General features: G+C 51.4%; 12 protein-coding genes and 1 pseudogene. 2 read left to right on the top strand and 11 right to left on the bottom strand.

The window, feature by feature from the left end:
• Positions 1-251: 251 nt before the first annotated feature.
• The 4 genes from FYJ84_RS06215 to FYJ84_RS06200 all read right to left on the bottom strand — a co-directional run bounded on the left by FYJ84_RS06215 (position 252) and on the right by FYJ84_RS06200 (position 6,855).
• Positions 252-1,628 (bottom strand): S-layer homology domain-containing protein, encoded by a 1,377-nt coding sequence (locus tag FYJ84_RS06215; RefSeq protein WP_154406731.1) that lies wholly within the window; start codon positions 1,626-1,628, stop codon positions 252-254.
• 347 nt (positions 1,629-1,975) lie between these two features.
• Positions 1,976-3,469 carry a 4-alpha-glucanotransferase gene (malQ, locus tag FYJ84_RS06210; protein ID WP_154406730.1) on the bottom strand — a complete coding sequence of 498 codons (1,494 nt, stop codon included), beginning with the start codon at positions 3,467-3,469 and terminating at the stop codon, positions 1,976-1,978.
• A 5-nt stretch (positions 3,470-3,474) separates the two neighbouring features.
• Positions 3,475-4,326, bottom strand: a complete 852-nt coding sequence (locus FYJ84_RS06205; protein ID WP_154406729.1) for an endonuclease/exonuclease/phosphatase family protein — start codon at positions 4,324-4,326, stop codon at positions 3,475-3,477.
• Positions 4,327-4,638: 312 nt separating this feature from the next.
• Positions 4,639-6,855 carry a PTS transporter subunit IIBC gene (locus tag FYJ84_RS06200; protein WP_154406728.1) on the bottom strand — a complete coding sequence of 739 codons (2,217 nt, stop codon included), beginning with the start codon at positions 6,853-6,855 and terminating at the stop codon, positions 4,639-4,641.
• A 296-nt stretch (positions 6,856-7,151) separates the two neighbouring features.
• Here FYJ84_RS06200 and FYJ84_RS06195 point away from each other — a divergent pair, with 296 nt between their 5' ends.
• On the top strand, positions 7,152-8,213 hold the full coding sequence (locus FYJ84_RS06195; RefSeq protein ID WP_205764124.1) for a LacI family DNA-binding transcriptional regulator: 1,062 nt from the start codon (positions 7,152-7,154) through the stop codon (positions 8,211-8,213).
• A 247-nt stretch (positions 8,214-8,460) separates the two neighbouring features.
• On the opposite strand, the pseudogene FYJ84_RS06190 reads toward FYJ84_RS06195, so the two are convergent.
• The 6 genes and pseudogenes from FYJ84_RS06190 to pth form a co-directional block, all read right to left on the bottom strand.
• A pseudogene (locus FYJ84_RS06190) lies at positions 8,461-9,336 on the bottom strand (HAD-IC family P-type ATPase); the annotation flags it as partial.
• A gap of 237 nt (positions 9,337-9,573) precedes the next feature.
• Positions 9,574-11,130, bottom strand: coding sequence for an ABC-F family ATP-binding cassette domain-containing protein (locus tag FYJ84_RS06185; protein WP_154406725.1), 1,557 nt, complete (start codon positions 11,128-11,130; stop codon positions 9,574-9,576).
• Between the two features lie 4 nt (positions 11,131-11,134).
• A complete protein-coding gene (locus FYJ84_RS06180) occupies positions 11,135-12,145 on the bottom strand; it encodes a phenylacetate--CoA ligase family protein (RefSeq protein WP_154406724.1) in 1,011 nt (336 codons plus the stop codon).
• Between the two features lie 20 nt (positions 12,146-12,165).
• Positions 12,166-12,945, bottom strand: a complete 780-nt coding sequence (locus tag FYJ84_RS06175; RefSeq protein WP_154406723.1) for a CheR family methyltransferase — start codon at positions 12,943-12,945, stop codon at positions 12,166-12,168.
• A gap of 128 nt (positions 12,946-13,073) precedes the next feature.
• On the bottom strand, positions 13,074-14,252 hold the full coding sequence (locus FYJ84_RS06170) for a radical SAM protein (RefSeq protein WP_235901372.1): 1,179 nt from the start codon (positions 14,250-14,252) through the stop codon (positions 13,074-13,076).
• Positions 14,253-14,361: 109 nt separating this feature from the next.
• Positions 14,362-15,036, bottom strand: a complete 675-nt coding sequence (gene pth / locus FYJ84_RS06165) for an aminoacyl-tRNA hydrolase (protein ID WP_154406721.1) — start codon at positions 15,034-15,036, stop codon at positions 14,362-14,364.
• A 438-nt stretch (positions 15,037-15,474) separates the two neighbouring features.
• Between pth and lgt the strand changes: the two genes are divergently transcribed.
• Positions 15,475-16,272, top strand: a complete 798-nt coding sequence (gene lgt, locus FYJ84_RS06160; protein ID WP_154406720.1) for a prolipoprotein diacylglyceryl transferase — start codon at positions 15,475-15,477, stop codon at positions 16,270-16,272.
• A gap of 192 nt (positions 16,273-16,464) precedes the next feature.
• Here lgt and FYJ84_RS06155 read toward each other — a convergent pair whose 3' ends face one another.
• Positions 16,465-17,634, bottom strand: coding sequence for an FprA family A-type flavoprotein (locus FYJ84_RS06155; RefSeq protein WP_154406719.1), 1,170 nt, complete (start codon positions 17,632-17,634; stop codon positions 16,465-16,467).
• Between the last annotated feature and the right edge of the window lie 75 nt (positions 17,635-17,709).

Genomic DNA, 17,709 nt, shown 5'->3' with positions numbered 1-17,709 from the left:
TCCTCATTCAGCCTCACGTTACTAACATTCATCTATCGTGCTGCGCACTCTGATGAATGAAGTAACGAGGCTGAACAAAGGTTTTCGCTGGGCACATATCATGTCCTTTGCCTTTTTGTCTGAACAGTAGCTGCAGATTACTTAAATTCGTACTCCATATCTGCAAAAAGTAAAAGGGGGAACTGCCCCTTGCCCTGAGGGGCATCGAACAGTTCCCTGTATAAATAGATATTATGGACTTCTTAATTAGATTAGAAGTGGAAGTCAACCTGAGTGCGGAGCAGGCTACGGTCAAATGCCTTATCACCGCTAGCATAGTCACACTTCTGCTGGCTGAACAGGGTTTCCCACTCAACATTCTTGGTAGGAACATACTTAAAACCTACAATCCAGCCCTTGCTGCCGAATGGAGTAGAACCCCACTCATCATCACCGGCGATAGTACCATTCTCGCCATACTTGAAGTAACGAGCATACAGGCCGAAGGAACCTGGATCCTGCAGATTGGTGCCCTTGTAGTTCAAACGAACTGCAGCGGACTTGTTATTGTTATCTGCATTGGTCTGAACATAGTCACCGATGAGACGTACATTCTTAGCAACATCAGCAGCAGCAGATACAACAAATGCATTGTCACGAGTCACATCAACAGTCTTGTAAACATAATTTGGTTCATAAATAGTACCAGCAGCATTATGCTTAAACGGATTTACAGGATCAAGGCCAGCAATCTCACCAGTCTGATATTTGTCACCCTTGCTCATGTCACTCTTTACATAGTTCAAATTGATGTCTACGCTGTGACCGATGGAACCCCAGGTACCAATACCGTAGATGGATTCCTTATCGCTGGTGCCAGTGGAAGAAGCATAGATTGCACTTGCAGTCAGGCCGGTGCCCTTAATTGGAATACCTGCCTGTACACCATCGGTTTCAGTACCGAGGAGTACGTTCTGGAAGCCCAAGCCTCTCCACGCACGACCTACGTTCACCCATGCGCCGTTGTCAAAGTTACCTTCTACCCATACACGCTTGATGTTACCATCATGGCCGGACCAGGTCTTCTGGGAATACTTGCTGAAGCCAGTGTTGTAGCTACCGTCATCGCTGTAACGATGGTGGGTTTCAATCTGGGTCTTTACAGTCCAAGTATCGTTTACCTTGTAGTCACCGCGCAAATCCAGATAGAAACGGTCGTTGCTACGATCTACACCCTTAACATCCTTGTCATCATGGTCATACTGGGCACGGAAGAAACCATTGAACTTAACCTTACCAACTTCGTTCTTCAGATCCTGCACATCAGCAGCGAGAGTCTTCAGCTCGGAGCCGTACTCTGCCTGCATCTTCTCAATGAGAGCGCGGTCTGCAATGTTAGCAGCTTCCATCTTATCGGTAGCACGGGCTACGATAACAGCCATCTCGTAACGGCTGATGGCGCGGTCACCAGCATAAGTACCATCAGGCATGCCCTCGATGATACCGTCCTTTACCAGCTGGTCTACAGCCTGATAGGACCAGTGATCCTTTGGTACGTCTGCCAAGCTGCCTTCTGCTGCCATAGCAGTGCCGCTGATGCCTGCTGCCAAAGCCATGGCAACGGCTGCGCTCAAAATCTTCTTGTTCATCAAATTCTCCTCCTAATAAAACAGATACGTTTTCTTCCCCTGCCACGCAAAGCAAGGGCTTCATCTATAATGACCGGAAAAGAACTCGTCCACATCGTCGCCTAATGCTTCCTTGTTCCCATCAAGCATAGCCAGAGACACACGCTTTTCCGGACATTCACAGGCAGAAAATGCCTGAGTGCGCCAAATTTGGTTTGAAAAAGCCCCCCCGCCGCCCCCGTTCACACACACGGAGACGGCTTTTCGGCTTTTCTTTTTTGCAGACACCCGGATACGGGGTGTTAATGTAAGCAGGCACCTGCAAGGTGTCATATATATTGAAAATAAAGGGGCAAATTTAAGTGGGATTACAGCCTGCCGAAGGTCTCGGCAGTGTGGCGGATTTCCTGTGCCAGCTTGCTGGTGAGAGCCTTGCCGGACACGCGCCATCTCCAATTCTGGCCTACAGTAGAAGGCTGGTTGGTTCTGGCGGAATTATCCAATCCCAGGTAGTCCTGCATCGGAATGATGCAGGTAGCTGCATTGCTGCGCATTGCAGCCGCAATCATCGGTTTATGTAAATCCTTAATAGGAGTCTTAGCATCACACAGATAGTCCCTCACCATCTGCATTTCCTGCTTGTTGATACTCTTGAACCAGCCCTGGAGGGTTTCGTTGTCGTGAGTACCGGTGTAGACTACGCAGTTCTCAATGTAGTTATGCGGCAGATAATCACTTGCTGCACCGGTGTCGCGGGAGTCAAAAGCAAACTCCAGCACCTTCATGCCTGGGAAGCCGCTGTCCTTTACCAGCTGACGCACGGTATCGGTCATAAAGCCCAAATCCTCGGCGATTACCCTTCTGTCACCCAGGCGCCACTTCATTGTATTGAACAAATCCATGCCCGGGCCCTTTTCCCAATGTCCGTTGGTTGCATCCTTGGCACCATACGGAATGCTGTAATATTCATCAAAACCACGGAAGTGGTCGATACGCAGAACATCATACATGTTGAAGGCATACCATACGCGGCTCATCCACCAGTCAAAGCCGGTCTCGCGATGGTAATCCCAGCGATAAAGCGGATTGCCCCACAGCTGGCCGGTAGCGGAGAAGCCATCCGGCGGACAGCCTGCCACAGCAACAGGATTGCTCTTGTCATCCAGCTGGAACAGCTCAGGATGTGACCACACATCAGCACTGTCCATGGCAACATAAATCGGAATATCGCCTACAATCTGAATGCCCTGGCTGTTGGCATAGTATTTCAAGTCCTTCCACTGGCAGTCAAACTTGTACTGCAGGAACTTCTGGAACTCAATATCAAAGTAAAGCTTGTTTCTGTAATGCTCAATGGCATAGCCGTAACGGAGCTTGATATCCTCAGGCCACTCGTTCCAGCACTTGCCGCCGAAGAAATCCTTCAATGCCATGAACAGGGCATAGTCTTCCAGCCACCAGGAATTCTCATTGACAAAACGATGAAAATCGCCATTATCGTTGATATGGCTACGCTCATAAGCCTTGCGGAGCAGCGGATAGCGTCCCTCGTACAGCTTTGCATAGTCAATATCATCATCCTTGCTGCCAAAATCAACAGCAGCAGTCTCCTCTGCGGTCAGCAGCCCCTCACTGGTAAGCCAGTCCAGGCTGATGAAGTATGGATTGCCTGCAAAGGTAGAAAAAGACTGATACGGTGAATCGCCATAGCTGGTAGGCACCAGCGGCAAAATCTGCCAATAAGTCTGACCGGCTTCCTTCAGCCAATCAATAAATCTGTAAGCGGTTTCATCAAAGCAGCCGATGCCGTACTTGGATGGCAAGCTGCTGACAGGCATTAAAATTCCTGCACTACGTTTCATCGTTTTCAGTCCTCCAAATCAATTACCACGCCATAGTGATCCGAAATCACAGGCTCGTTATTTCCGTTGAAGCAGACTCTGCTCTTTTCTACGTCTGCCTGCTCATTGCACCAGATGTGATCAATGCGCATTCCATTCAGCATGTCCGCCTCGGACAGCTTATCTCTCCATCCATCTATAACACCCTGGACAGTAACGCCAGAGTCCTTATCTTTAGCCAGCAGGTATGTATCATGCCAGCCGCTGCCGGCAATCAGGTCATACCCCTCGCCGCGAACCTCCGCCGGGCTGTTGAAGTCACCCATAAGGAATATCCTGCCCTCATGCTTGTGGGCAATAACCTCATTCTGAAGCTTCTGCCACTGCCCTTCAAAAGGCTCTACCTCGTCAGTCCACCAGCCAAGATGCACTGTATAAAACCAGTCCTCCATACCGGCAGGACGCACACCCAGGGCGTAGCGGGTACGCCAGTTGCTATAGTCAGCATCCTTGCTCAAAAGCACCACATTGGTCTCGGCTATAGGCTTCTTGCTAAGAATAGCCAGCCCTTCATCATACTTGCTGTAGCCCAGCTTCATAGGCAGCCAGGTCCAGTTATAGTCCAGACCCTGCTTCCTCAGCTCAGCGGCCACAAGGGCTACATGGTTGTCAGCCTTCAGATGCCGTGACTCTTTGCCATTCCTGCACCTGCCATTTTGCAGCACAGGCACAGCCTCAGGAAAATCAGCAGTCTGATTGACTTCCTGCATAGCGATAATATCAGGCTGGAGCTTGGCAATATGCTCAAGGAAGTTCTTTGTCTTTTCATCATAATTTTTCTCAATAATGCTATGGGTGTTAATACTCAAAAGCCTCATGATATTGCAAACCTCCAAACTGATACTATATAACAGTCATAACTTAGTCACAGATACGTTGTAATCTGTTACATGTATAATATATGTTTTGATAGGCACTGACGCAAAGCGGTCCGGCGGTTGCCATGACCAGGCATTGAGACGCGCCTCGGTACTTAGCGACTCGCAAGCCGTTAGGCGCAGCGAGAGCTTAGTACCGCTAGGCGTGGATAATAGCGCGAGCGTGCCTGGCATGGCATCGTCGGACCGCTATTACCCAATCCTAACGAAATTACTATTAATACTACTTGTTACAGAATGTCTCTATCTTTATTAAAGAATGTCATTGATATCAGACTTCAGTACATCAGCCTTAGGACCATATACAGCCTGAATACCATTGCCCTTTACGAACAGGCTCTGAGCACCCTCAGCCTTCCAAGCTGCCAGGTCAGCAACCTTGGAGCTGTCCTTTACGGTTACACGGAGACGAGTGAAGCAGGAGTCAACCAGCTCAATGTTCTCGCGACCGCCCAGCAGAGCGATGATACGCTCAGCCTGGCCATCGTCAGCACCAGAGGACTTCTTGGAGGAACCCTTCTCAGCAGCCTCATCAGACTCGGAGTCAGAGTAGTTGCCAAGACGGCCCGGGGTAGCGAACTGGAACTTGCCGATTGCATAGTAGGAAACAGCAGCACCAATGATGAAGAACACGATAACAGTGATTACGAAGTTTACAACATCGCCCATCAGGCCGGCATTGCTTACCATAGGAAGACGGGATACGAACTCCAGGTTACCAAAGGAATGGAGACGGAGGTCAATCACGCCAGCCATTGCGAAGGCACAGCCCTGCAGAATAGCGTAGAAGATATACAGAGGAACTGCACAGAACATGAACATGAACTCGATAGGCTCGGTAACACCGGTCAGGAATACTGCCAGTGCAGTAGAGATGAACATGGACTTGTAGAGGTGACGCTTGTCAGCATCTACACGACGATACATACCAAATGCGAAACCAATCAGCAGACCGGATGCACCAATCATCTGGCCAACCTTGAAACGGGCAGGGGTTACAGTTGCCAGCAGCTGCTCATAAGAAGCAGTATCGCCAGCCTTGAGGAAGTTAATCAGGTCGTTAATCCAAGCCAGCCACAGCGGATCCTGGCCATATACGGTAGTACCGGCACCGAGACCGGTCTGTACTACATAGGTACCGCCGAGAGCGGTGTAGTTTACAGGGATAGTAATCATGTGATGGAGACCGAATGGAAGCAGGAGACGCTCCAGAGTACCATAGATGAATGGTGCCAGCAGCGGTGCAGTATCGGAGGAGTTTGCAATCCAGATACCGAAGCTGTTGATACCGCCCTGAATAGCAGGCCATACCAGAGCCATGATGATGGAGATGATTGCAGAGTATGCAATAACTACCATCGGAACAAAACGCTTACCATTGAAGAATGCCAGTACATCAGGAAGATTACGGAAGTTGTAATACTTGTTGTAAGCAGTTGCGCCTACGAAACCGGAGATAATACCTACGAATACACCCATGTTCAAGGAAGGTGCACCCAAAGTGCTAACGAAGTAATCCTTTACCAGGAGCTCCTGGCCAAACAGGGAATAAACAACTGCATCAGGGTTGCCCAGCATGTCACCGGAAACACCGAAGATGGAACCGGTAATACGGGTAATCAGGCAGAATGCGATAATAGCTGCGAATGCACCGCCGGCACGCTCCTTTGCCCAGGAACCACCGATTGCGATAGCGAACAAAATATGAAGGTTAGCAATGATTGCCCAACCCATATTCTCAAGAACCTGTCCCAGAGTCATCATGGCGCTGATATCACCGCACCACAGCTGGAACACCTTACCGATGGATAATGCCAGACCTGCGGCAGGCATTACCGCTACTACTGTCAGCAGAACTTTACCAAGATTCTGCAGCAAATCAAAGTTAATCATTGATTCCTTATTCTCCTTTTTCTCCTCTTTCTTAGCCACCGGCTGAGGCTTTGCTTCAGCCTTCTTCGGAGCTGCTGCCTTGGCAGGCTCCGGAGCACCCTCTGCCTGGCACTCAATCTGATAAACAGGCTTCTTGCCTGGTGCAACAGTCTCACCAATTGCAATGTTTTTCAGATTGCCCTCTGGGCCACCGCAGAAAATAACAGGTGTTACGGACTCAATATTGTGCTCCTTGAGGTAATCAAGGTCAACACGGGCTATTGGGTCACCAGCCTTTACCTTGGTGCCTGCTTCTACTTCTATAGTAAAAGGAACACCTTTAAGGCTTACTGTTTCCAGGCCTACATGCACGAGAAGCTCAATCCCGTCCTCTGTCTGGAAGCCAAATGCGTGACCGGACTCTGCAATAGTGGTCAAGGTACCATCTACAGGGCTGCAAATGCGGCCATCGCTTGGGATGATGGCTACGCCATCACCGAGGATTTTGCCGGAAAAGACTGGATCCGGCACATCTGCCAATGGAACCACTTTGCCGTTCAGCGGTGAATATACCGCCGTCAAAATCGACTTTGCCATAATATCTACTCCTTCTCTTTACTAGGGAAATTTCAGCGTCTTTGAAACGCTTCCTCCACGAAGTGTTTCTTGTTTCTGAAACCCTGTAGCTATATTAAACCACATTTCTGCAAATAATGCAACACTTTTTTCATGAAACTTGAAATTTTTTTTGAAATGTGATACATTGTATATGAAAGAAATTGGACAAAGTTTCATTTTCCCTCCATATAATGGCTGCAGCATAGCTACCTGCTGCCAATCAAAGTGAAAGCTACGCAATATTATAGATGTACACATGTGAAAGGAGCCTATTTATGGCAGTAACAATCCGCGACGTAGCGGCTCTGGCAGGAGTTTCCCCTGCAACGGTATCCAGAACCTGCAACAACAATCCCGCCATCAGCGCAGAAACCAGGGAGAAGGTATGGCAGGCAATCGCCCAGCTGGGCTATCAGGTCACCTCCTCCGGCTCGGGTGCAGCAGACACGGAAACAGGTCCTTCCGGCAGCAGGAACAGCTCCGGCAAGCCCCAGACAATCGGCATCATCATGCGCCCCCAGGCACAGAAGGGCTACGACAACCCCTTCGTCACCCGTTCCATCCGTGGCATCAGCCAGGAGGCCATGGAGCAGAACTACTCCACCATCGTGGTTTCCGGGGAAACCTACGAGCAGATGCTGGAATATGTGAAGAAGCTGACCTCCCGGCAGCGGGTGCAGGGCTTCGTCTTCCTCTACTCCGCCCTGGAGGACCCGCTGATTTCCTACATGCACGAAAAGGAAATCCCCTTCGTGGTCATCGGCAAGGCCAGCGCCTATGTCAATGACACCATATATGTAGATAACGACAATCTGGTGGCAGGCCAGGAGGCCGCCAACTACCTGATTTCCCTGGGGCACAAGCGCATTGCCTTCGTCTGCGACAACATCTCCCAGATATTCGCCTACGAGCGCCACGCAGGCTTCCGCTTGTCCATGATGCAGAACGGGCTGGATGTGCCTGAGGAATACATGCTGTACGGCATCTCCATGCCCCTGGATGAAACCTCGGCCCTGGCAAAGCTTTTGATGGGCAGCAATCGCCCTACAGCTCTGATCATTGTGGACGATACAGTAGCTATGGCAACGCTGCAGCTGTGCCATGAAATGGGGCTGAAGCTGCCGGAGGACCTGTCCATCATCACCTTCAACAACTCCATCATGGTAAAGCTGGCCAATCCGCCCCTGACCACCATCGACATCAACTCCCGCCAGCTGGGGGTGGAGGCGGCCAGCCAGCTCATCAACCTGATTGAGCATCCATATATGACCGCCACCAAGATTATCGTGCCTCACTACCTGGTAGAAAGAAAGAGCTGTCAGGCGCCAAAAGAATAATAAAGATGCAAAAATGGTGAACTTTTGTGTAAATCTCATTCAAAACTTCACCATTTTTATGAATTTAGCCTGAAAATATAGCCATAAGTTGTGCAACTTCATCATGTTTCGTTGCACAACTTATGGCTTTTTTGTTACATCTTGTTTCATGAAATTTGCATGAATTTCATTCTTGATTATCTTTTGGGTATATCTTGATTATTTTTGTTTCATTTGTTGCACAGCTTTTTGATGAACTTCAGCAACTTTATCTCAAAAGTTTTTTCTGAGCCGGTGCCAATATCCTGGCACTGTTCAGCACCACTGCCAAGGTGGCAGTATTGTGTATAATAGCTGCCCAGAGAGGTGTAATCACGCCAAGGGCACCCAGCAACATGGCAGCTGAGTTGACGGTGATGGTGGCTGTGAAGTTCTGATGTATCAGCCCCATGGTGCGCCTGCCCAGCTGCAGTGCCTCAATCAGCCGTGTCGGATCCTCAGAGCGGATAGTAACAGCCGAGGTCTCCGCTGCCAGATCTGTCTGACGGCTCCCCAGGGTGGTTCCCACATGGGCAAAAGCAAGAGCCGGAGCATCATTGATACCATCCCCCACCATCATCACTGTCCCCCGCTTTTTCAGCTGCATGACATAATTTGCCTTATCCTCCGGCAGCACCTCTGCATGATAGGAATCAATATCCATTTCCCTTGCTACCTGGGCCGCCACTGCCTCCGAATCACCGGTCAGCATGACAATCTCATCCACACCGTAACGGCGCATCTGATTCAGTGTCTTTTTCATCAGGGGACGGATAGGATCCTTGATGCCGATAACCCCCAGCAGCATACCGTTTCGTGCCACATAGATGTAACCCATGGAGATATCCTCAGGGTGAATAAGCTCCATGCCCTCAACACCCCGCTCCTGCATCAGCTTGCAGCTGCCCACCAGCACATCACCGCCGGAAAAGCCCTCGAACTCAGGCACCACGGCGGCCATGCCCCGTGCCACAATCGTCCGGGAGGACCTGTGCTGCGGCACCGTCCACTGCTGTGCCTGCACATACTTCTGAATGGCAATGGACAATGGATGCACCGAATGCTGCTCCGCTGATGCCGCCAGCAGCAGCATTTCCTTCTCCGATTATTGCTAATGAAAATGATTTTTATCTGCAAAATTATTTTTTTGCAGCAAAAAACCGCACCACAGGCTAACAGCTGTGATGCGGTTACTCACCATAACTCAAATGATATACGGCCTCTGCCGGCAACTTGACATACTTCCCATGGTTAAAGGCAGGGGCTTTACGGCACATTCGGTAATGACAAAATACTGCTGCAACATAATAGCAAAATACTGCCAGCAGGCATAAGCCTGTCCTCAGATAATCTTGGTGGTCCAGCCCTCAATATTCCACACGCTGTCCACCCAGTCTTCATAAAAATCCGGCTCATGGGACACCAGCAGGATGGCACCCTTGTATTCCTTCAGGGCGCGCTTCAGCTCCGCCTTGGCATCCACATCAAGATGGTTGGTAGGCTCGTCCAGCACCAGAAGGTTTACCGGCTTCTGCATGATCCTGCACAGGCGCACCTTGGCCGCCTCACCGCCGGAGAGCACCATCATCTTGCTGGTGATGTGCTCATTGGTAAGGCCGCAGGCCGCCAGTGCCGCCCTGACCTCGAACTCCGTCATGCCGGGATATTCCTGCCAGATTTCCTCGATGGCGGTGTTGTCGTTGCCCCGGTTGGACTCCTGCTCAAAATAGCCGGGACTTACAAACTCACCCAGCTCGATTTTTCCGGCAATAGGCTTGATCTGCCCCAGCAGGGTTTTCAGCAGGGTGGTCTTGCCCAGGCCGTTGACGCCCCGGATGGCCACCTTCCTGCCCCGCTCCAGCTGCAAGTCCACAGGATTGGTCAACGGTGTGTCATAGCCGAGAACAAGCCGCTTGGCCTCAATCACGAAGCGGCTTGGCGTGCGGTCCATCTGAAAATGGAAGTGAGGCTTCGGCTTTTCCGTGCGCTTTTCCAAAAGCTCCATCTTGTCCAGCCGCTTCTGACGGGAATTTGCCATGCCACGGGTAGCCACCCTGGCCTTGTTCCGCTGGATAAAATCCTTTTCCTTGGCAATCTCCGCCTGCTGCCGCTCATAGGCGGCATCCTCCTGCCGCCGCTTGATGGCATACATCTCCTGAAACTTCTCATAGCTGCCGGTATAGCGTGTCAAGGTGGCATTTTCCACATGATAAATCACGTTGGTAACGGCATTGAGGAAAGGCACATCATGAGATACCAGGATAAAGGCATTCTCGTAGTTCTGCAGATAATTCTTCAGCCATTCGATATGCTCCACATCCAAAAAGTTAGTAGGCTCGTCCAGGATGAGGATATCCGGGCTCTGCAGCAACAGCTTCGTCAGCAGCACCTTGGTGCGCTGGCCGCCTGAGAGAGCATCCACCGGCTTGTCCAGGCCGATATCCCGGAGCCCCAGGCCGCTGGCAACTTCCTCAATCTTGCTGTCCAGGGTGTAGAAGCTGTGAGCCTCCAGAATGTCCTGAATATCCCCCACATCAGCCATCATCCTGTCGATTTCCTCCGGTGATGCCTCCCCCATCCTGTCATAGCAGTCCAGCATTTCCTTTTCCAGCTTGTACATCTCGTCAAAGGCCGTTTTCAGCACATCCCGGATGGTCATGCCCGGCTTCAGCACCGCATGCTGATCCAGATAGCCGGTAGTTACCCGCTTCGCCCATTCCACCTTGCCCTCATCGGGAGTCATCTGCCCCGTAATGATAGAAAGGAAGGTTGACTTGCCCTCGCCATTGGCGCCAATCAGGGCAATATGCTCCCCCTTCAGCAGCCGGAAGGAGGCATCCTCAAAAATCGTCCTCCCCCCAAAGCCATGGGATACATGCTCTACATTTAAAATACTCAATACATCACACTCCTGATTTATCCTGCACTGCCTGCCATACCACACCGGCATACTCCGTAGGGGATGCCAGCCGCATCAGCGTCCTGCCGCAAGGGCACTCATCATCCAGGCGCATCACCGCCTGCCCCGTGCGATAGCGGAAAATCGGCATCGCCTCGGCAGCCAGGGCGGTCAGCACCAGCTCTCCCACCTTGTGAGGCTCCGTAATCAGCTTGTCAGTACCATACTCCAGAATCTCAGGATAAAAATAATCCTCCTGCACATGATAGCCGCTGCCCTCGCTGCACGGAAAGATAATACCGCCGCAGCCCATTACCGGGGAATTGTACAGGGTAGTAGTCTTCGCCTTCAGCCGCTGCTGGATATAATAATGGTTCGGGTTCTGCAGCCCTTCCTCCATGCAGATAATCTTCGGCAGAAACAAATCATCTGCTGAAATGCCGCTGGCCTGCAGCATCACCACCAGCTGTGTCACCTGCTTGAAGTCGCTGACCAGCACATCAATATGGCAGGTAGTAATCAAATCCTTGATGCTCTCCTGATTATTGCCCAGCAAAATAACCGTCACGCCCATGTTTTCCAGGGCATACTGCACATCCATCAGACGGCTGTCAGAGGCCTCCCCCAAGAGCCCTACCACAGTAGCACCATGCACTCCCTGAGCCACCATCACCCTGGTCATCATCTCAATCTGATAAGCCAGGTCGCCGTTGGTATACATCTTGATAACAGGCTTGCTGAAGCCGATGCGGGAAATCCGCAGCACGGCACTCAGGGGCAGAGTCAGCAGGTTGTACACGGTAGTACCGTCTATCTCCTCACTGGTAGTCAGGGGCAGCTTCTGCAAATCCTCCAGGGACTGGATTGACTGGCCATTCAGCCCCTGGCCGGTAAACTTCTTGTAGTAGAAAGCACTTTTCTCCATAGCCCAATGCATTTGCTTTTTCAGTTTTTTCAATTGCAGAGCAGACATGTCCTCCCTGCTCATCTGCTCAATGGTGGGATTAGCTATCATTATACTTTCTCCTTATAACGTCATAACGGCTTCTGATAGAAGAATGGCTGGTAACTGGTGTAGCCCAGCTTGCGGAAATTCAAAATCGCCTCCGTAGCACCTACAAAGAGAATCCCCCCCGGCTTCAATGCCTTGAAGAAATTGGCATACAGCTGATCCTTGGCTTCCTCCGTAAAATAGATAACCACGTTGCGGCACAAAATCAGATCAAAGCCGCTCTCAAAATTGTCCTTCAGCAGGTTGTGGCGCTTGAACTCAATGCAGCTCTTGATTTCGGAGCTGACGGCATACTTATCCCCCTGCTTGGTAAAATACTTTTGCTTGCGGGCCTCGCTCATGGCCTTTATCTCGTTCTCCGAATACACCCCGGCCTTTGCCTTGGCGAGGATTTCAATATCCAGGTCAGAGGCAAGGATGCGATGGCGCTGGTTCGGCGTCAAATCCTTCATAATCATGGCCAGGGAATAAGGCTCCGCCCCGATGGAGCAGCCTGCGCTCCAGATATTCAGCTTGGAGGAACGCTTTAAAAGGTCAGGAATAACATCCGTCTCCAGCTTGGCAAACTTGTCTGGCGTACGGAAAAACTCCGACACGTTGATGGTCAGGTACTCAATAAAAGCCGCAAAATCGTCCTTGTCCTGCACCACCTTGTCAAAATAAGCACTGTATTTATCGTAGCCGTTGCGGCGTGCCAGATTCATGATGCGCCGCTGCATCTGCGGTGCCTTGTATAAATCAAGGTCTATCTCCGTCTTTCGCTTCAGCTTCGCCTTAAAATCTTCCCAGTCTCTCTCGTCCATTTCATACCCCTCCGATTTCATTCTGCATATGTACTTACTATATTCAACACAAGGTGCTAAAAATCCTTTTTTTACGAAAAAAATTTTTAATCTGTAACCTTTTTCCTATTTTTTATACCTTGTTGATTTTATTTCTCCACATAATGGCTGAAGCTGCCAATCACCAGCTGAGGATAAGCCTGGTGAAGCTCCTGCAAAAACGCCCTTGTGCCCACGCACTCCGACTGCTGCTCCGGCATAATCGCCAAAAAGGCATCCGGGTCAATATTCAGGTTCCGCACCTGAATCATCTGCACCGGCAGCTCCCGGAAAAACTCCTTCCAGGCAGCCAGTTCCTCTGCCCGGTCATTGAACCCAGGGAAATACAGCATATTCAGTGACACATAAATCCCCTTGTCCAGGGCATAGCTGATGGACGCCTTCACATCCGCCAGCCGGTAGCTGCTCCTGTAATAGGCAGCATAGCTCTCAGGAATGGCGCTGATGATGCTGACGCGCATGGTATCAAGGCCCGCATCCACAATCTTCCTGATGCCCTCCGTATAGCCTGCGTTGGTGTTGATATTTATCTGCCCCCTGCCGGTCCTGGCACGGATGAGCCTGATGCCTGCACTGATGTTGTCTGCCGCCAGGGAGGGCTCACCTTCGCAGCCCTGGCCGAAGCTGATGATTCCCTCCGGGGCGGATTCCAGATGATAGATGCCGATGGCCGCGATTTCCTCCGGGGTGGGACGGAATTTGATGCGGCTCTGAGGGGAGGGGCAGCACTCCGCAGGCTGCAGGGAAATGCAGCCGAAGCAGTTGGCGTTGCACACAGGGGAGGTAGGTATACCGCACTCCCAGCGGCGGTAAAAGAGATTCTCCGCCGTGCAGCAGTGCCATTCCAGGGAGCAGTTGGCCAGGTGCTCCACCAGGGGATTATCCGGCAAATCCTTCTTTACCTTCCTGACCAGCTTTTTCAGGTCATGGGTGTTGTAGTTTGCCGGGTCCCACTTGTGGTTTTCATCCGTGTAGATGGCAGCGGCATACAGCTCGTCTTTGTACACAGCCACTGCCGTATAGCCGTAGAGTGGCAGCTGCCCGGCATCCTCCAGCCGCTGAAAGCCCGGCAGCAGGGTACGGGTATAGCCTGCCGGCAGGATGGCAGCCACCGCATTGCCGGTAAGGGGCATCATCTCCCCGTCCCCGGCAACTCCCATGGCCTGCCTGTCCGGCAGGAACATCAGGTCAGCACTTTCCGGCAGGGGAATAAGGTCTTCCGGGGTAAGAGGCCGCAGCTGGCTGCCGCTCCTGCCCACAGCTCCCATGCCCGGCGCATCAAAAATCTCGCCGTTCTCATCTGCGTAAAGAGCCGTTATCTCACAGCCTGCCCCATTGGCTGGCGGCAGATTTCTGCCCCCCTGCTTTTTGCCTTTCTTAGCCATTTTCCCCTTCGCCTCCTTCGCTTCCTGTACCTGCCTGTCCATTTCCATCACAGGCTGCTTGCTTTTCCTTCTTTGCCTTCTTTTCCTTCTTTGCCTTCTTTTCCTTCTTCGGGTTATATTTGTTCATGGCCATATCATAGCCCTCGCTGACAATGCACTCCACCGCCGGCAAAAGATACTCTATGGCTTCCCGGATTTTCAGCACATCCTCATCGCTGAAAGGAGCCAGCACATGATTGATAACGCTCCAGCCCGGCAGCGGACGTCCCACGCCAATCCGCACCCTGCCGAACTTCTCCGAGCCAATATGGGCAATCAATGACTTGATGCCGTTATGCCCCCCGGCACTGCCCTTTTTCCTGATGCGCACCATGCCTGCCGGAATATCCATATCGTCATGGACAGCAATCACATCCTCCGGCTCCAGCTTGTACCAGCGCATCAGCGGCCCTATGCACTCGCCGCTGTTATTCATATAGGTCTGAGGCTTCACCAAAAGCACCTTTTCCGCGCCAATCCGCGCCTCTGCCACCAGTCCCTTTTCATGCTGCCGCCAGTCACCGGCCCCCAGCCTTTCCGCCAGGGCATCCACCAGCATCCAGCCTACATTATGCTTCGTCCTGGCGTATTCGCTGCCGGGATTGCCCAGGCCTGCAATTATCTTCATATCTTCTGCTCCCTCTAAAAAAATAAACATCATGCGCAGGGCTTATTTTCCCGCCTGATGCTAATTAACTTGCATTTTCCTTATCCATGACGTATAATGATTATAAGGAAGAGGCATACCGGTAAAACGGCTGCTCCCATTGAACAGTTCAGGAAGAACCGCCTAAGTTTGGAAGCTGCAGGCGGTTTTTCTTATGCCTTGATAGCCACTATACAAATCGTCACCAGGAATACTAGTGTCAAAAAATCGTACAATGTTATAGGCACCACCCCCTTACGGGAGCAGGATTAGCCGCCTACCGTGCTGGTACACCTATCTCGATACATTGTACAGGAATTATACCCTTATGGCAAGCCTTATATGGCAAATCTTATGTGACAAGCTTTATAGGGCAGCCCTTACGCGACATGTCTTATAAGGCATCAGGAGGTCATGAACATGCATCAATATCTATTTTATATAGGAGATTTCCCCATCCGGGCCTACGGGCTGGTGCTGAGCATCAGCATCATCATCGCCACCGGCGTGGCGTATTTTCTGGCCAGGCAGGACGGACGCTACCATGAGCATGTGGCAGATATCGGCATCTACTGCGGCCTGAGCGGCCTTTTGGGGGCACGGCTCTGGGACGTGTTCTTCTTTGACTGGGATTATTACCAGCACCACCTGACGGAAATCCTCAACGTGTGGCAGGGGGGCATGGCAATCCAGGGAGGCGTTATCCTGGGTGTCATCACCGGCATCCTGTACTGCCGCCAGCACAAAATCGATATCCTGGCTATGATGGATATCTGCGCCCCTGCCATCATCTTCGGCCAGGGGCTGGGACGCTGCGCCAACCTGCTGAACGGCGATGCCTTTGGGGCACCTACCGGCGGAAGCTTCGGCATCCTCTATCCCCAGACCACCCTTGCCTACCACACCTACGGAGCACAGCCCCTGTGGCCTGCCGAAATCTGGGAAGGCCAGCTGGATTTTCTCATCTTCGGCCTCCTGCTCCTGTACCGCGCCTTTCCCCACGCCAAAGGACAGGCCTTTGCCCTCTATGTCATGCTCTACTCTGCCGCTCGTTTCTGCCTTGAGTACCTGCGGGGGGACTACACGGAGCTGGTGCTGGGCATCTTCAAATCCGCCCAGATGACCAGCGTCATCGCCTTTGCCCTGGCACTGGCAGCCTTCATCTACTGTGCCTACAGGGAAAAGCAGCAGGGCAAAAAAACTCATAAAACAACTTAAAAACACAAATGCTGCATAAGAGCAGCACAAAATATAACCGCCGCACAAAAACAACACAAAAACATAAATGCCACACAAAAACAAAGGAGCAATACCCCGCGGTACTGCTCCTCTTTTTTTAGAAAAATCTCTCAGCTTCTGCAAGCCATCAGCCAGCTCACGCTCACCTGCACCAATCGACGGACTGATGAATTATGCTTCCTTCAAGCCCATAACGGCATTCTGCAGCTCCTTCAGCACCTTTGGATTCGGGGTGTTCATAATCTTCTGCATTGGCAGGCAGATTTCCACCTTGCACTCCTTCAGTCCTTCCTCCACCTGGCCGATGCTCTGGCCGCCCCAGCCATAGGAGCCAAAGGCAAAGCCCTTCAAGCCCTTCGGTGCCAGCCCCTTCATGTAGCACAGGAAACCGGCTACGCTAGGCATCATGTTATTGTTGAGGGTTGGAGAGCCCACAGCAATGTACTTGGCATCCAGAAGCTCCGTCATCACATCGGAGATATGGTCGGTGCGCAAATCAAACAGCACCGGCTTCACGCCAATATGGTAGAAAGCATCTGCCACATTCTTGGCCATAATCTCGGTAGTATGCCACATGGTATCAAATACCACTACAGCCTTATCAGACTTCTTGAAGCTGCTCCAGTCCTGATAAGCCTGCACAATATCCGCAATATTGGTGCGCCAGGACACGCCATGGCCGGTGAGAATCATGCTGATTTTCAGCCCTGCCAGAGCCTCCACTGCCTTCTGGGCCTGCATGCCATACGGCATCAGGATATTTGCGTAGTATTTCTTTGCCTGATGCATAACCTCGGTAAGGTCCACCTCGTCAGCAAAACGCTCAGTAGTTGCCAGATGCTGGCCAAAGCCGTCATTGGAGAACAGAATCTCCTCCTCCGGGCAGTAGGTCACCATGCTGTCAGGCCAGTGCAGCATAGGGGTAGTCACAAAGGCCAGGGTGCGCTTGCCGATGGACAGGGTATCCCCCGCCTTCACAGTCACATAATCCTTCTCCCCATAGCGGCCGGTCAGCCCCTTGAGCCCATTCGGGTCGCTGGTGACAATCCTGGCATTAGGGCACTGCTGGGACATAAAAGGAATACCGCCGGAATGGTCCGGCTCCACATGGTTGGACACGATATAATCAATCTTGGCCGGGTCCACAATATTGCGGATGCGCCCCAGCATCTCCAGGCAGAAAGGAGCCTTCACCGTATCAATCAATGTAATCTTCTCATCCATGATGAGATAAGCATTATATGTAGAACCTCTCTCCGTGCTGTAGCCATGGAAGCTGCGCATGGAGTAATCCATAGAACCAACCCAGTAAATATCCTTCTTCACTTCTACAGGTAACATTAAACTTTAACCACCTTTCCAAGCACAAATAACAGTGCAATACTGCAGCGCAGCAATGCAATAACGTTGCAACGC

It is taken from the genome of Anaerovibrio slackiae (assembly GCF_009695585.1).
Lineage (GTDB): Bacteria > Bacillota > Negativicutes > Selenomonadales > Selenomonadaceae > Anaerovibrio > Anaerovibrio slackiae.
This window is presented reverse-complemented; position numbering and strand designations above follow the sequence as displayed.

Excerpts from the sequence above, each read along its gene's own strand:
- malQ (WP_154406730.1), bottom strand. The coding sequence starts at position 3,469 with ATGAAACGTAGTGCAGGAATTTTAATGCCTGTCAGCAGCTTGCCATCC.
- FYJ84_RS06175 (WP_154406723.1), bottom strand. The coding sequence starts at position 12,945 with ATGGACGAGAGAGACTGGGAAGATTTTAAGGCGAAGCTGAAGCGAAAG.
- FYJ84_RS06170 (WP_235901372.1), bottom strand. The coding sequence starts at position 14,252 with ATGGGAGCTGTGGGCAGGAGCGGCAGCCAGCTGCGGCCTCTTACCCCG.
- FYJ84_RS06155 (WP_154406719.1), bottom strand. The coding sequence starts at position 17,634 with ATGTTACCTGTAGAAGTGAAGAAGGATATTTACTGGGTTGGTTCTATG.
- FYJ84_RS06205 (WP_154406729.1), bottom strand. The coding sequence starts at position 4,326 with ATGAGGCTTTTGAGTATTAACACCCATAGCATTATTGAGAAAAATTAT.
- pth (WP_154406721.1), bottom strand. The coding sequence starts at position 15,036 with ATGAAGATAATTGCAGGCCTGGGCAATCCCGGCAGCGAATACGCCAGG.
- FYJ84_RS06215 (WP_154406731.1), bottom strand. The coding sequence starts at position 1,628 with ATGAACAAGAAGATTTTGAGCGCAGCCGTTGCCATGGCTTTGGCAGCA.
- FYJ84_RS06200 (WP_154406728.1), bottom strand. The coding sequence starts at position 6,855 with ATGGCAAAGTCGATTTTGACGGCGGTATATTCACCGCTGAACGGCAAA.
- FYJ84_RS06195 (WP_205764124.1), top strand. The coding sequence starts at position 7,152 with ATGGCAGTAACAATCCGCGACGTAGCGGCTCTGGCAGGAGTTTCCCCT.
- FYJ84_RS06180 (WP_154406724.1), bottom strand. The coding sequence starts at position 12,145 with ATGATAGCTAATCCCACCATTGAGCAGATGAGCAGGGAGGACATGTCT.
- lgt (WP_154406720.1), top strand. The coding sequence starts at position 15,475 with ATGCATCAATATCTATTTTATATAGGAGATTTCCCCATCCGGGCCTAC.